A 13868-nucleotide genomic window follows, 5' to 3' on the forward strand; every position below is an offset into this window, starting at 1 on the left:
CCTGCATTCCTGGGAGACGAAGCCGTCACCCTAAGGTCAAGCCGGCTGTTCGTCCAGCATCAGTCGCTGACGCACCACATCCACCAGTTTGTCGGGTTGGAATTTGGACAGGAAGTTGTCGCACCCGACCTTCTTGACCATCGATTCGTTGAAGCTGCCCGACAGCGACGTGTGCAGCACCACATACAGCTTGCGCAGGCGTGGGTCGTTGCGGATCTCCGTGGTAAGGCGGTAGCCGTCCATTTCCGGCATTTCCGCGTCGGTGAAGATCATCAGCAGCTTGTCGGTCATCACGTGCCCGGCGTCGGCCCAGGATTTGAGCATGTTCAGCGCTTTGAGGCCGTCGCTGGCGATGTGCATCTTGATCCCCAACTGGCCGAGGGTGTCACGCAGCTGCGACAGCGCCACGTTGGAGTCGTCCACCAGCAGCACTTCGCGGCCACGGGCCCGTTCGAGCACCGGGTCTTCGAGCTTCTCCCGCGAGACCTTGGCGTTGTACGGGACGATCTCGGCGAGGACTTTTTCCACGTCGATGATTTCCACCAACTGGTCATCGACCTTGCTGATGGCGGTGAGGTAATGCTGGCGACCGGCACTGGTCGGCGGCGGCAGAATGGCTTCCCAGTTCATGTTGACGATGCGGTCCACGCCGCCCACCAGGAACGCCTGCACCGAGCGGTTGTACTCGGTCACAATAATGGTGCTGTTCGGACCCGGCACCAGCGGGCGCATGCCAATCGCCTGGGACAGGTCGATCACCGGCAGGGTCTGGCCCCGCAGGTTGACCACGCCGCAGACAAACGGGTGGCGCTGGGGCATCAACGTGAGCTTGGGCAGTTGCAGCACTTCCTGCACCTTGAACACGTTAATGGCGAACAGCTGCCGCCCGGCCAGGCGAAACATGAGGATCTCCAGGCGATTCTCACCCACCAATTGCGTGCGTTGATCTACCGTGTCGAGAATGCCGGCCATTAAGAGCTCCTGAAATGCGCTGGTAAGTGCTGCGCCTGGGGATTGTGCAGTTCACTAAGTGGTTTATCGGCGGCGAGCGCCAGATCTTGACCCCGTTAACATGCCACGTAAATTAATTGATGTCACACTGACATCATGCTTTACTGAGCGTGCCTCTTCATGACGGCAAATGAGCCCATTGCGCGACACTCAAATCGACGTAAGGTTCCACCGTGTAAGGGATTCCCCTATACGCAATCAGGCCCAACCTGATATTCGCAATATCTAATAGCCATTAATGTGACGCCATTCTCATTGCATGAATGGAGTCAGGCTTTTGTTTGCCATCCCAAGTCCTCGCCCCCTGGGTCTTCCAGGCGTCCACGTCGCGACAACAGAAGGTGTGCAATCAAGCCCGCGCATGGCGGCTGCGCCGCGCCGTCACCGTCATTTCAATAAGTTTCCTACTCAAAACTCAGAAGCCACCTACAGGTACGAGTCAAATTTCAGCGCTAGTTTTAAGCCATTCACCCGCAGCGACATCTCATCACCCGACCGTATGTTGTGGAGACTTGCATGATGAACGACGGTAAAGAATGGCAGCGCGCACTGCCCGAATTTCTGCTCGAAGCAGAAAAGCTGCTGAACAAATCGGAAGAATGCCTGAGCCACCTGCACCTGATTCGCAATGACAGCGACGCGATCGACTGCATGAAAATCAGCCTCAGCAGGCTCGCCGAAAAGGCCGACGCCCTGGCCCTGCAGGCGATCGGTGAATTCTCGCGGCATATCCAGACCCTGATCGCCAACGCGCAGAACCCCTTGCAACTGCATGACCAGGCCCTGGAAGCATTGCATGCCTGCCTGACCTTGCTGGCGTGGCAGCTGGAGTTGATCGACACCAGGACCGGCGAATTGGCGCTGGATGACACCGAACAAACCACCCTCATAGCCACGGTTACGCTGCAGATTCCGCAGAAGACATTCAGCCACAAGCCGCAGCAACGTTTGCATCATATGTGGTGATGGGCAGCGGTCTTCTAAGGCGACGGATTATCTAAAAGCGACATACGCAAAATATCATTTAGCCATCAACGACAGAATAACTATACAAGTTCGCATAACTTGTAAAACATTCTGAGTTAATGCGATGAGACTGTCTCTGTCCATTAACCGGGATAATCGACCAACGCCGCCTGGTGCCAGGCGACCGACGGTTACAGGGGTGGTACTATGCGCCGCTCGAAGTCATTGAACTTCTTGTATATAAACGCTTCGGCCATGCACTTCAGACTGAGCCTCGTCAGACGTGTCCGAACTTTCGCAACGACTTCTCATTGGCTCCATCCGCTATGTACGCCAGCCTCAAGTCACTCCTCGCCAGGTCCGCGTCCCGCAGCCATGCTCGCCGCCTGATCTTTGGCCTGTGCCTTGCCTCGCTGCTGATCAGCCTGTGGGCCTTTAACCACGCCGCCCCGTTGCCGCTGAGCGTATTGCTGCTGAACCTGGCCACGCTGCTGGTACTCGGCCTGCAACAGTGGCGCTCGCGCAAGTCCATTCGCCTGCAGCCGCAGGAACTGGCCGATCGCCTGCTGCAGGTGCAGGAAAACGAACGTCACCGCCTCAGCCGCGAACTGCATGACGACATCGGCCAATTACTGACCGCCGCCAAGCTTCAAAGTGAATGGCTCAAGCGTCGCCTGCCGCAAGACCTGCAAAGCCAATGCGCGGTGCTATGCAATACGCTGAACGAGACCCTGGCCAAGGTGCGCGACGTGTCGGCCATCCTCAATCCCCGGCAACTGACCAGCCTGGGGCTGGAAGCCAGTCTGCGCGCGCATTTGCTCAAGACCCTTGAAAACACCCCTGTGCACTGGAGCCTGGAATGCCAGCAGCGGCTTACCGGCATCCCGGAAGAGATGGCCGTGGCGGCGTTTCGCATCACCCAGGAAGCGGTAACCAACATGCTGCGTCATGCTCACGCGCATAACCTGCTGGTGCGCCTGCAACGCCTGCCCGAAGGGCTGTCGCTGAGCATCAGTGACGACGGCCAGGGCTTCCTGCCCGCCGGCAACCCAGGCCGCGAAGGCCAGCGGGGCATGGCCGGCATGGCCGAACGCATTGATCAACTGGGCGGCACGCTGTCGGTCAACAGTCAGCCTGGTCATGGCACACGCATCGACGCACTTTTTCCCTGGGCGCCGCGCGCCCTCGAACGGGCCAGCTCCCCTAAGGTTCTCGAGTGACCTGCACATTACTCCTGGTGGATGACCATGCACTGATCAGGGCCGGCGTGCGTGCGTTGATCCAGGATATTCCCGGCTATACGGTGATCGGCGAAGCCAGCGACGGCGCGCAGTTGCTGGAGCAATTCCACGTGCTGCAACCCGATATGGTGCTGCTGGACCTGTCGATGAAGCACACCAGCGGCCTTGACGCGCTGCAGCAGCTCAAAAGCGCCTATCCCCGCTGCAAGGTGCTGATCCTGTCGATGCACACCGACCCGGAACTGATCATGTGCGCACTGGAAGCCGGCGCCCATGGCTACCTGCTCAAGGACACCAGCGCCAACGAGCTGGAACACGCCCTGCGCGCCCTGCGCAACAATGAGCGCTACCTGAGCCCGGCGATCGCCCACACGGTGATCAGCCAGGCGCTGGTACGCAGCCAGGGGCCCGCCGTGCCGGTCGGCCACAGCCACAACCTCACGCCGCGCCAGTTGGAGATCCTGCGCCTGATCGTACGCGGCAAGTCCACCCGCGAGATCGCCCACGGGCTGGGGCTGAGCATCAAGACCGTGGAAGCCCATCGCTCGCAGATCATGAAGCGCCTGCAGATATTCGACGTGGCGGGGCTGGTGTTATTCGCGGTGCGCGAGAAGATCATCAGCCTGGACGACTAGGGGCGAGCCCAGCGGCAGGTGCACCCGCAGCGCCTTGGGCAGTGTTTCGAAACGCAGGTCGTCGCCCTTGAGCGGTTCGCCGTCCAGATTGATGTAAAGCCCTTCGGCCTGTTTGATCTGCACCCACGGCAGGCGCGCGCGCACGAACATGTTGTCCAACCCCCAGCCATTGCTCATCAGCTCGCGCAAAGTGCCGACCACTTCCTGCGGCGCCGGCAGAATGCTCACATCGAGCAAACCATCATCGGCCATTGCCTGCGGGCACAGCACATGCCCACCGCCGGCCTGGCGACCGTTGCCGATGCCCAGCGCCAGCATCTCGCCCTTCCACTGGAAATCCGGGCCTTCCAGCTCGCCGTAGGCAGCCTTCAACTCGCTGAAACGCGTGAGGCCGGTAAACAGATACGCCGCGCCGCCCAGGACTTTCTTCAAGTCTTCGGAGGTATTGGCGGTGACCTGGCTGCCGAACCCACCGGTGGCCATGTTCAGAAAAACCTGGCCGCCCACCTGGCCCAGGTCGATCGCCCGCGGCGCCACGTCCAGCAGTGCCAGGGCCTGGGCCGGTTCCAACGGCACCCCGGCGGCCTTGGCAAAATCATTGGCGGTGCCCAGCGGCATCAGTACCAGGCTGGCATCGGCCCTGGCCTGGGCCATCGCCTCGGCCACGTCGCGCAAGGTGCCGTCGCCGCCGCCGGCAATGATGTGCGTATAGCCCTGCTCCAACGCCTCGCCCACCAGGCGCCGAGCGTCGCCGCCCTCCCACGTCACCCGCACCGCCAGCTCCCAACCCTGCTCACGCCGGGCCAGCACGGCGCTGCGCACGTCCTCGTTGAGGGCTTGCTTGCCGTGAAGGATCAACAGTGCCTTGGGGGTGCTCATGCGGGGAATCTCCTGATTCAAAGGTGCTTGAAGGATGTGGACCTTGGAGGAGAAGAAAAAAGTCAGTGGGATTGGAAATTAATTGGGCGGCCGGGCGCTCCCCATCGCAGGCGCGACGCTCCTTAACGCCTGACACCTGGTTCTGTAGTGAGCAGGCTTGCCCTGCTCGGCACAGACGCAATCAGCTCTTGTGCAACTTACTCATCAACTGCGCCTCAGCCTGGGTCAAGCCGCACGACTGGGTCAGGTCGTCCACCGTCGCGCCCATCCCCACCAGCTTCGCCGCCTGGGCAAACGACAGGTTGGCAGGATCGCGCTGCTCCAGCTGCTCGAGCTTGTCCGGCATCGGAGCGAGGATCGCGCGCAGTTCATGCACCTCATCCCCGACCCGCACCGCGCTCTTCTGGTAATGGTCGACGCGCTTGACCAGTTCCAGAATGCGCCGATCGCGCACAGCCTCGCGCTCGGCCTGCTGCAGTGCCAATTCGCGCTGCTGGGCCATGTAGCGCAGCAGAAAACCCAGGGTCCCGGCCCACAACAGGGCCAGGACGATCACCGCGACCTCAAGGAACAATCAGATGCTCTCCAGTTCCGACCACTCTTCTTCGCTCATCATTTTGTCCAGCTCAACCAGAATCAACAGTTCGTTGTTCTTGTTGCACACGCCCTGGATAAACTTGGCCGACTCTTCGTTGCCCACGTTCGGCGCGGTTTCCACTTCCGATTGGCGCAGGTAGACCACTTCGGCGACGCTGTCGACCATGATCCCGACCACTTGCTTGTCGGCCTCGATGATGACGATACGCGTGTTGTCGCTGACTTCGACCGTGTCCAGGCCAAAACGCTGGCGGGTGTCGATCACCGTCACCACGTTGCCGCGCAGGTTGATGATGCCCAGCACATAGCTTGGCGCACCGGGAACCGGAGCGATCTCGGTGTAGCGCAGCACTTCCTGCACGCGCATCACGTTAATACCGTAGGTTTCGTTGTCCAGTTTGAAGGTAACCCATTGCAGGATCGGATCATCCAAACCTTGTGCGGACGCTGACTTGTTCATATCTCTGACCCCTTCAAATGCCGATGTAGGCGGCGTGTGTACTTCTTTTGGCCGCACACTCGTGCGGCCGTTGTTGTCCCATCAACTGCGTTTGTTCACCGGCATCGCTTTAACCGCACCGCTGGCGATCAACTCGGCCAGTTCGGCGACGTCAAGCAACGCGCACATGTGTTCGATCACGGTGCCGGCCAGCCAGGGCCGCTGGCCCCGGTGGCTGCGCCATTTGATTTCGTTGGGGTCCAGGCGCAACGAGCGGCTGACCTGATGCACCGCCAGCCCCCACTCGTAGCCCTGAACGGAGATCACGTACTGTAAGCCCTGGCGGAAATCGTCGCGGTAGCGGTCGGGCATCACCCAGCGCGCGGTATCCAGCACCTTAAGGTTGCCGGCCTGGCTGGGCAGGATGCCGAGGAACCATTCCGGCTGCCCGAACAGCGGCGTAAGCTCGTGACCTTCGAGCGAATAGATCGAACCCAGGCACACCAGGGGCACCGCCAGGGTCAGACCGGCGACGTCGAACAACAGGCATTCGAACGGCTCGGCGGCCCATGCCGGGCGGCCATCGCCGCTTGCCGGAGGCGGAGTGATGCTCGGTGGCAGGTGCACTTGCACCACCGGTTCGACGACCACGGGCGCCGGCACCACAGGCTCCGGCACCACAACGACGGCCGGCGCGGCGACAGGCACCACGATCCGGGCGTCCCGTGCCTGCTCTTCCAGCACGGCCAATTGGAATTCATCCAGCGCACTGCTGGTTTCGACTATCGGCTCCAGTACCAGCACCGGTTCCGGCAGATCTTCGTCGGTTGCTTCCTGCAGCAGGGCATCCAGGTAGGATTCCAGCGCCAGCTGCGGCCGGGTCTTGGTCTTGAGGTCGACGGGACGGTTCATCATGCCACCTGCGCCACGAGTTGCTGGGACAGCAGGTGCTTGAGCAACGCGCGATAAGCCAGCACGCCACGGCTCTTGCCATCGAACTGCGAAGGGGTGAGCCCGGCGCGGCTGGCGTCACGCAGGCGCGTGTCCACCGGAATGTAGCCTTGCCAGATGGTGTCCGGGTACGCATCGCGCAATACACGCAACGTACCGAGCGACGCCTGGGTGCGGCGGTCGAACAGGGTCGGCACGATGCTGAACGGCAGCGGCTGCTTGCGCGAGCGGTTGATCATCGCCAGGGTGCTGACCATGCGCTCCAAGCCCTTGACCGCCAGGTGCTCGGTCTGCACCGGGATCACCAGTTGCTGGCTGGCGGCCAACGCGTTGACCATCAACACCCCCAACAGCGGCGGGCTGTCGATGACGGCGTAGTCAAAGTCCTGCCACAGTTGCGCCAGGGTCTTGGCGATGACCAGGCCCAGACCGCTCTGACCTGGCGACTGGCGCTCGAGAGTGGCCAGTGCGGTGCTGGACGGCAACAGCGAAATACGCTCGTCGCTGGTGGGCAACAGCAACTGCCCAGGCAGGTCGCCGGGCACGTTGCCCTTGTGCAGGAACAGGTCAAAGCAGCTGTGTTCCAGCGCATCCGGGTCATAGCCGAAATAGCTGGTCATCGAGCCGTGGGGGTCCAGGTCGACCACGACCACGCGCTTGCCCGCCTCGGCCAGCAAACCGGCCAGAGCGATGGAGGTGGTGGTCTTGCCGACTCCACCTTTTTGATTGGCAACTGCCCAGACTCTCATTCGGATGGTTCCTCCCGGCAGGCACAGGCGCGACCGAGACATTGCATAAAGTTATTGAGCCGGTGACGGAGAATTGACGGCGCTCTGACGAACCGGCGGCTTAATCGCTGGCGGTGCAGTTTGTGTGCCAGCACGCCTCAAGGCCGCATCCGGTGTTGCATTGGCGGTGCCGGTGCCGGTCAGGCTGCGGCGCACATCCAGGTTGCGCGACACCACCAGCACCACCCGACGGTTGCGCGCACGTCCTTCCAGCGTGGCGTTATTGGCCACCGGCTGGAACTCGCCATAACCCACCGACGCCAGGCGACCGGGGTTCACACCCTGCATCGCCAGCATGCGCACAATGCTTGCCGCGCGCGCCGACGACAGTTCCCAGTTGGTGGGGTACTGCGCGGTGCTGATCGGAATATTGTCGGTGAAGCCTTCGACGTGGATCGGGTTCTCGAACGGTTTGAGGATAGCCGCCACTTTATCGATGATGGTGAACGCCTGGTCGCTGGGCATCGCATCGGCACTGGCAAACAGCAGGCTGGAATTAAGCTCGATCTCGACCCACAACTCATTGCCGCGCACGGTCATCTGGTTGGAACTGATCAGGTCGCCGAATGCGGCGCTGATGTCATCGGCGATGCTCTTGAGCGGGTCGCTGGTGCCCCCCACCCCGGCGGCGGTTTCATCGCTGTCGTTGACCAGCGGTTTGGCCGGGGTCACGGTGCGGGGCCGTTCCTCACCGATGGGGATCGGCTTGAGCGAACGGTCGGCGTCGTTGAATACGCCGATCAGCGCCTGGGAAATCACTTTGTACTTGCCTTCGTTGATCGACGAGATGGAGTACATCACTACGAAAAACGCGAACAGCAGGGTGATGAAGTCCGCGTAGGACACCAGCCAGCGTTCGTGGTTAACGTGTTCTTCAGGCTCGCGACGGCGACGGCTCACAACCCATACCTCCCATCAATCCATGAAGCCCTGGAGCTTCAATTCGATGGAGCGCGGGTTCTCGCCCTCGGCAATCGACAGCAGGCCCTCGAGCAGCATTTCACGGTAACGCGCCTGGCGCATGGCGATTGACTTGAGCTTGCTGGCCACCGGCAGCAGCACCAGGTTGGCGCTCGCCACCCCGTAGATGGTGGCGACGAAGGCCACGGCAATACCGCTGCCCAATTGCGACGGATCGGCCAGGTTACCCATCACGTGGATCAGGCCCATTACCGCACCGATGATGCCGATGGTCGGCGCGTAGCCGCCCATGCTTTCAAAGACTTTGGCGGCATTGATGTCGCGGCTTTCCTGAGTGAAGAAATCCACCTCCAGGATGCTGCGGATCGCTTCCGGCTCGGCGCCGTCCACCAGCAACTGCAGGCCTTTGCGCGCGTAGCTGTCGGGCTCGGCATCGGCCACGCCCTCCAGGCCCAGCAGGCCTTCCTTGCGGGCGGTAAGGCTCCAGTTGACCACGCGGTCGATGCCGCCGGCCAGGTCGACGCGCGGCGGGAAAATAATCCAGATCAGGATCTGCATAGCGCGCTTGAACGAACTCAATGGCGACTGCAGCAATGCGGCCCCCACCGTGCCGCCGATCACGATCAGCGCCGCCGGCCCGTTGGCCAGGGCGCCGAGGTGGCCGCCCTCAAGGTAGTTGCCGCCAATGATCGCGACGAACGCCATGGTGATGCCGATCAGGCTCAAGACATCCATCAGAGGCAGGCCTCCACCAGGTGCTTGCCGATGTCATCCAGGCTATAGACCGCATCGGCCAGGTCGGCCTTGACGATCGCCATGGGCATGCCATAGATCACGCAGCTGGCTTCGTCCTGAGCCCAGATCGCACTGCCGCCCTGCTTGAGCAACCGCGCACCTTCGCGACCATCGGCGCCCATGCCGGTGAGCACCACCGCCAGAACTTTGTCGCCGTAGGACTTGGCCGCCGAACCGAAGGTGATATCAACGCAGGGCTTGTAGTTGAGGCGTTCGTCACCCGGCAGGATTTTGATCGCGCCACGCCCGTCGACCATCATCTGCTTGCCGCCCGGGGCCAGCAGCGCCAGGCCCGGACGCAGGATGTCGCCATCTTCGGCTTCCTTGACGCTGATGCGGCACAACTTGTCCAGGCGCTCGGCGAAGGCCTTGGTGAATGCCGCCGGCATGTGCTGGATCAGCACGATCGGCGCCGGGAAGTTGGCCGGCAACTGAGTGAGCACGCGCTGCAACGCTACCGGGCCACCGGTGGACGTGCCGATGGCCACCAGCTTGTAGGCTTTGCGCTTGGGCGCCGGCGAGTGGCTTGTCGATGCCGATGCCCGCGCGGGAGCCGCCGCCGGCCGGGCAACCGGCGCGGGGGCCGGACGCCCGAACGTCGAACTGCTCGGCGCCGCCGGAGCAGCCGGAGCAGGTGCCGGCGAAGGCGAAGGCGCGCTGAACAGGCTGCGACGGTTGCTGCGGGAAATGCTGTGAACTTTCTCGCACAGCAGTTGCTTGACCTTCTCGGGATTGCGCGAGATGTCTTCGAAATTCTTCGGCAGGAAGTCCACGGCCCCCGCATCCAGCGCGTCGAGGGTCACTCGGGCGCCTTCATGGGTCAGCGAGGAGAACATCAACACCGGAGTCGGGCAGCGCTGCATGATGTGCCGCACCGCCGTGATGCCGTCCATCATGGGCATCTCGTAGTCCATGGTGATGACATCCGGCTTCAACGCAATGGCTTGATCAATCGCCTCTTTGCCGTTGGTGGCCGTGCCGACCACCTGGATGCTTGGATCGGCGGAAAGAATTTCCGAGACGCGGCGGCGGAAGAAACCCGAATCGTCCACCACCAGGACCTTGACTGCCATAAACACTCCGTTAGGCGGGGCGGGCTGACCGCCCTGCCCCGCCAGAATCAAATACGCCGAGCGGCGTAACGCTTGAGCATGCTCGGAACATCGAGAATCAGCGCGATCCTACCGTCACCGGTGATGGTCGCACCCGACATGCCCGGGGTTCCCTGCAGCATTTTGCCCAAAGGCTTGATGACCACTTCTTCCTGGCCGACCAGTTGATCGACCACAAAGCCGATACGCTGGGTGCCCACGGAGAGAATCACCACATGGCCTTCGCGCTGTTCTTCATGCGCCGCCGATGCCACCAGCCAGCGCTTGAGGTAGAACAGCGGCAACGCCTTGTCGCGCACGATCACCACTTCCTGGCCGTCCACCACGTTGGTGCGCGACAGGTCGAGGTGGAAGATCTCGTTGACGTTGACCAGCGGGAAGGCGAAGGCCTGGTTGCCCAGCATCACCATCAGGGTCGGCATGATCGCCAGGGTCAACGGCACCTTGATGACGATCTTGGAACCCTGGCCCTTGGTCGAGTAGATATTGATCGAGCCGTTGAGCTGGCTGATCTTGGTCTTGACCACGTCCATGCCCACGCCACGGCCCGACACGTCGGAGATCTCGGTTTTGGTCGAGAAGCCTGGGGCGAAGATCAGGTTGTAGCACTCGGTGTCGGTCAGGCGGTCGGCGGCATCCTTGTCCATCACGCCACGCTTGACCGCGATGTTGCGCAGGATGGCCGGATCCATGCCCTTGCCGTCGTCGGTGATCGACAGCAGGATATGGTCGCCTTCCTGCTCGGCCGCCAGGATCACCTTGCCGCCACGGGACTTGCCCGAGGCTTCACGTTCTTCCGGGGTTTCCACGCCATGGTCGACGGCGTTGCGCACCAAGTGGACCAGCGGGTCGGCCAGGGCCTCGACGAGGTTTTTGTCGAGGTCGGTTTCTTCGCCTACCAGTTCCAGGTTGATTTCTTTCTTCAGCTGGCGCGCCAGGTCGCGAACCAGGCGCGGGAAGCGGCCGAAGACTTTCTTGATCGGCTGCATCCGCGTTTTCATCACGGCGGTCTGCAGGTCGGCGGTCACCACGTCGAGGTTCGACACGGCCTTTTGCATGGACTCATCGCCACTGCTCAGGCCCAGGCGCACCAGGCGGTTACGCACCAGTACCAGTTCGCCGACCATGTTCATGATGTCGTCCAGGCGCGCGGTATCGACCCGCACGGTGGTTTCGGCTTCAGTCACAGGCTTGTCGGCCACCGGCGCGGCGGCGGCCGCTCGTGCAGGGGCAGCCGCGGCGGCCGGAGCAGGCGCAGGCTTGGCGGCCGGGGCGGCGGCCTTCGCGGCTACCGGTGCAGGCTTGGCGGCGGCGGCCGTCGCTGCGGCGGCCGGGGCCACTTCGCTGAACTTGCCTTTGCCGTGCAAATCGTCCAGCAGTGCTTCGAACTCATGATCGGTGATCAGCCCGTCGCCGGCGGGTTGGGCCGGTGTCGCCGGTTTGGCGGCGGCCGGTGCCGCAGGGGCTGCTGCGGTGGCGGCCACTTCCGGCAGCGCATCGGCGGCGAAGGTGCCCTTGCCATGCAACTGGTCGAGCAACGCTTCGAATTCGTCGTCAGTGATATCGGTGCTGGCAGTGGCAGCGGCCGGCGCCGGCGCTGCGGCGGCGGGTGCCACGGCGTCGGCGGCGAACTGGCCCTTGCCGTGCAACTGATCGAGCAGCGACTCGAACTCGGCGTCGGTAATGTCTTCGCTGGTCGGCGCCTGCGACGGGGCCGCTGCAGCAGGAGCTTCAGCTTCGGCCTTGACCGCGCTGAGAGAGCTGAGCAGCTGTTCGAACTCGCTGTCGGTAACGTCCGGTTCCGGCGCCGGCTCAGGTTCCGCCACCGCCTCAGCCACGGGCTCGGCCGCCAGGTCGGCAGGCTCCGCGTAACGCGCCAGGGCGGCCAGCAGTTCCGGGGTGGCAGCGGTGATCGGGGCCCGTTCGCGCACTTGGCTGAACATGCCGTTGACCGCATCGAGTGCTTCGAGAATCACGTCCATCAACTCCGAGTCGACGTGCCGCTCACCCTTGCGCAGGATGTCGAACACGTTCTCGGCGATGTGGCAGCACTCCACCAGCTCATGGAGCTGGAGGAAGCCGGCGCCCCCTTTTACAGTATGAAAACCGCGAAAAATTGCATTGAGCAGGTTCGCATCATCCGGGCGGCTTTCCAGCTCGACCAGTTGTTCGGACAGTTGCTCTAAAATTTCGCCGGCCTCTACAAGGAAATCCTGAAGGATCTCTTCATCGGCGCCGAAGCTCATGTGGGTGCTCCTTAGAAGCCTAAACTGGATAACAGGTCATCTACGTCATCCTGACCTGACACAACGTCTTCACGTTTATCGGCATGAATCTGCGGACCTTCACCCTTGGCGAGATGTTTTTGTGGATCTTTTTCCGAGAGGATCGCTTCGCGGTCATGTTCGATGCCGGCGAAACGGTCAACCTGGCCTGCCATGAGCACCAGTTTGAGCAAATTGCTTTCCACTTCGGTGACCAACTGCGTCACACGCTTGATCACCTGACCGGTCAGGTCCTGGTAGTCCTGGGCCAGCAGAATGTCGTTGAGGTTGCTGGACACCGTGCGGTTGTCCTGCTCGCTGCGTGACAGGAACCCTTCGACCCGGCGTGCCAGCTCGCGGAACTCTTCAGCCCCCACTTCCCGGCGCATGAAGCGGCCCCAGTCGGCATTCAGGGCCTGGGCTTCATTGGCCATGCCGTTGACCAGAGGCGTGGCGTTTTCCACCAGGTCCATGGTGCGGTTGGCCGCCGCCTCGGTCAGCCTGACCACGTAGGACAGGCGTTCGGTGGCATCGGTAATCTGCGAGATTTCTTCGGCCTGGGGCATGTGCGGGTCAATCTGAAAATTGACGATTGCACTGTGCAACTCGCGCGTGAGCTTGCCCACTTCCTGGTACAGGCCTCGGTCACGGGTCTGATTGAGCTCATGGATTAACTGCACCGCGTCGCCGAAATGACCTTTTTCAAGGCTGTCGACCAGTTGGTGAGCATGTTTTTTCAGGGTTGACTCAAAGTCTCCCTGTGACGTTTCTTTCTGCTCCATAGCTCCCCCGCGATGGCATTAGCCGTGGATGCGTTCGAAGATTTTTTCGATCTTCTCTTTCAACGCCTGTGCAGTGAATGGCTTGACCACATAACCGTTAACGCCGGCCTGGGCAGCTTCGATAATCTGTTCACGCTTGGCTTCGGCGGTCACCATCAGCACGGGCAGGTTGCGCAGCTTTTCGTCGGCGCGCACCCAGCGAAGCAAGTCGATGCCGGTCATGCCGGGCATGTTCCAGTCCGTGACCAGAAAGTCGATGCCTCCGCTGTTGAGGATCGGCTGCGCCGTGATGCCATCATCCGCCTCGACCGTGTTGGTGAACCCAAGGTCACGCAACAGGTTTTTTATGATCCGCCGCATCGTTGAGAAGTCATCAACGATGAGGATTTTCATGTTCTTGTCCAATTCGACCTCCAAGCAGTCTTAAACGCGCCCAGCACCTGGACGCGCCATTTCAATCAACAGGCATTACACAAAAAGGACTGCC

Annotated in this window: 15 protein-coding genes; 3 read left to right on the forward strand and 12 right to left on the reverse strand. The window is 61.9% G+C overall.

The features are described 5' to 3' along the window. Positions 1–36 precede the first annotated feature (36 nt). A complete protein-coding gene (locus QRN10_RS04975; RefSeq protein ID WP_181075792.1) occupies positions 37–972 on the reverse strand; it encodes a chemotaxis protein CheV in 936 nt (311 codons plus the stop codon). A gap of 555 nt (positions 973–1527) precedes the next feature. Here QRN10_RS04975 and QRN10_RS04980 point away from each other — a divergent pair. From QRN10_RS04980 to QRN10_RS04990, 3 genes are all read left to right on the forward strand, one after another. Then, positions 1528–1977, forward strand: a complete 450-nt coding sequence (locus QRN10_RS04980) for a hypothetical protein (RefSeq protein WP_253508732.1) — start codon at positions 1528–1530, stop codon at positions 1975–1977. Between the two features lie 326 nt (positions 1978–2303). Next, positions 2304–3197, forward strand: coding sequence for a sensor histidine kinase (locus tag QRN10_RS04985; RefSeq protein WP_181076168.1), 894 nt, complete (start codon positions 2304–2306; stop codon positions 3195–3197). Then, the gene (locus tag QRN10_RS04990; RefSeq protein WP_181075795.1) at positions 3194–3853 is read left to right on the forward strand and encodes a response regulator transcription factor; all 660 of its coding nucleotides are present in this window, start codon (positions 3194–3196) and stop codon (positions 3851–3853) included. Before QRN10_RS04985 ends, QRN10_RS04990 begins: the two co-directional genes overlap by 4 nt. On the opposite strand, the gene yegS is transcribed toward QRN10_RS04990, so the two are convergent. From yegS to QRN10_RS05045, 11 genes are all read right to left on the reverse strand, one after another. After that, on the reverse strand, positions 3812–4732 hold the full coding sequence (yegS, locus tag QRN10_RS04995) for a lipid kinase YegS (RefSeq protein ID WP_253508734.1): 921 nt from the start codon (positions 4730–4732) through the stop codon (positions 3812–3814). The genes QRN10_RS04990 and yegS overlap by 42 nt on opposite strands. A 181-nt stretch (positions 4733–4913) precedes the next feature. Beyond that, the gene (locus tag QRN10_RS05000) at positions 4914–5306 is read right to left on the reverse strand and encodes a DUF2802 domain-containing protein (RefSeq protein ID WP_181075799.1); all 393 of its coding nucleotides are present in this window, start codon (positions 5304–5306) and stop codon (positions 4914–4916) included. Beyond that, positions 5307–5789: a chemotaxis protein CheW gene (locus tag QRN10_RS05005; protein ID WP_005790025.1), complete on the reverse strand. Its 483-nt coding sequence runs from the start codon at positions 5787–5789 to the stop codon at positions 5307–5309. Between the two features lie 81 nt (positions 5790–5870). Further along, positions 5871–6680, reverse strand: coding sequence for a CheW domain-containing protein (locus QRN10_RS05010; protein WP_285428012.1), 810 nt, complete (start codon positions 6678–6680; stop codon positions 5871–5873). Beyond that, a complete protein-coding gene (locus QRN10_RS05015) occupies positions 6680–7468 on the reverse strand; it encodes a ParA family protein (RefSeq protein ID WP_181075803.1) in 789 nt (262 codons plus the stop codon). Before QRN10_RS05015 ends, QRN10_RS05010 begins: the two co-directional genes overlap by 1 nt. A 51-nt stretch (positions 7469–7519) precedes the next feature. Beyond that, the gene (motD, locus tag QRN10_RS05020) at positions 7520–8407 is read right to left on the reverse strand and encodes a flagellar motor protein MotD (RefSeq protein WP_181075805.1); all 888 of its coding nucleotides are present in this window, start codon (positions 8405–8407) and stop codon (positions 7520–7522) included. A gap of 15 nt (positions 8408–8422) precedes the next feature. After that, positions 8423–9163 carry a flagellar motor protein gene (locus QRN10_RS05025; RefSeq protein WP_181075807.1) on the reverse strand — a complete coding sequence of 247 codons (741 nt, stop codon included), beginning with the start codon at positions 9161–9163 and terminating at the stop codon, positions 8423–8425. Then, entirely contained in the window at positions 9163–10296 is a 1134-nt protein-coding gene (locus tag QRN10_RS05030; protein WP_266246281.1) for a protein-glutamate methylesterase/protein-glutamine glutaminase, read from the reverse strand. Before QRN10_RS05030 ends, QRN10_RS05025 begins: the two co-directional genes overlap by 1 nt. A 47-nt stretch (positions 10297–10343) precedes the next feature. Further along, positions 10344–12581, reverse strand: a complete 2238-nt coding sequence (locus QRN10_RS05035) for a chemotaxis protein CheA (RefSeq protein WP_266246282.1) — start codon at positions 12579–12581, stop codon at positions 10344–10346. A gap of 11 nt (positions 12582–12592) precedes the next feature. Further along, positions 12593–13381, reverse strand: coding sequence for a protein phosphatase CheZ (locus tag QRN10_RS05040; protein ID WP_253508746.1), 789 nt, complete (start codon positions 13379–13381; stop codon positions 12593–12595). 18 nt (positions 13382–13399) lie between these two features. Further along, on the reverse strand, positions 13400–13774 hold the full coding sequence (locus tag QRN10_RS05045) for a chemotaxis response regulator CheY (RefSeq protein WP_162276696.1): 375 nt from the start codon (positions 13772–13774) through the stop codon (positions 13400–13402). Positions 13775–13868 lie beyond the last annotated feature (94 nt).

The organism is Pseudomonas sp. lyk4-R2A-8, from assembly GCF_030209095.1.
GTDB classification, from domain to species: domain Bacteria; phylum Pseudomonadota; class Gammaproteobacteria; order Pseudomonadales; family Pseudomonadaceae; genus Aquipseudomonas; species Aquipseudomonas quebecensis.

What these genes read in the sequence shown, in the direction of transcription:
- QRN10_RS05030 (WP_266246281.1), bottom strand. Translation starts at nt 10,296, where the DNA reads ATGGCAGTCAAGGTCCTGGTGGTGGACGATTCGGGTTTCTTCCGCCGC.
- QRN10_RS04975 (WP_181075792.1), bottom strand. Translation starts at nt 972, where the DNA reads ATGGCCGGCATTCTCGACACGGTAGATCAACGCACGCAATTGGTGGGT.
- QRN10_RS04985 (WP_181076168.1), top strand. Translation starts at nt 2,304, where the DNA reads ATGTACGCCAGCCTCAAGTCACTCCTCGCCAGGTCCGCGTCCCGCAGC.
- QRN10_RS05010 (WP_285428012.1), bottom strand. Translation starts at nt 6,680, where the DNA reads ATGAACCGTCCCGTCGACCTCAAGACCAAGACCCGGCCGCAGCTGGCG.
- yegS (WP_253508734.1), bottom strand. Translation starts at nt 4,732, where the DNA reads ATGAGCACCCCCAAGGCACTGTTGATCCTTCACGGCAAGCAAGCCCTC.
- QRN10_RS05025 (WP_181075807.1), bottom strand. Translation starts at nt 9,163, where the DNA reads ATGGATGTCTTGAGCCTGATCGGCATCACCATGGCGTTCGTCGCGATC.
- QRN10_RS05045 (WP_162276696.1), bottom strand. Translation starts at nt 13,774, where the DNA reads ATGAAAATCCTCATCGTTGATGACTTCTCAACGATGCGGCGGATCATA.
- QRN10_RS05015 (WP_181075803.1), bottom strand. Translation starts at nt 7,468, where the DNA reads ATGAGAGTCTGGGCAGTTGCCAATCAAAAAGGTGGAGTCGGCAAGACC.
- QRN10_RS05040 (WP_253508746.1), bottom strand. Translation starts at nt 13,381, where the DNA reads ATGGAGCAGAAAGAAACGTCACAGGGAGACTTTGAGTCAACCCTGAAA.
- QRN10_RS05035 (WP_266246282.1), bottom strand. Translation starts at nt 12,581, where the DNA reads ATGAGCTTCGGCGCCGATGAAGAGATCCTTCAGGATTTCCTTGTAGAG.
- QRN10_RS04980 (WP_253508732.1), top strand. Translation starts at nt 1,528, where the DNA reads ATGATGAACGACGGTAAAGAATGGCAGCGCGCACTGCCCGAATTTCTG.
- QRN10_RS05005 (WP_005790025.1), bottom strand. Translation starts at nt 5,789, where the DNA reads ATGAACAAGTCAGCGTCCGCACAAGGTTTGGATGATCCGATCCTGCAA.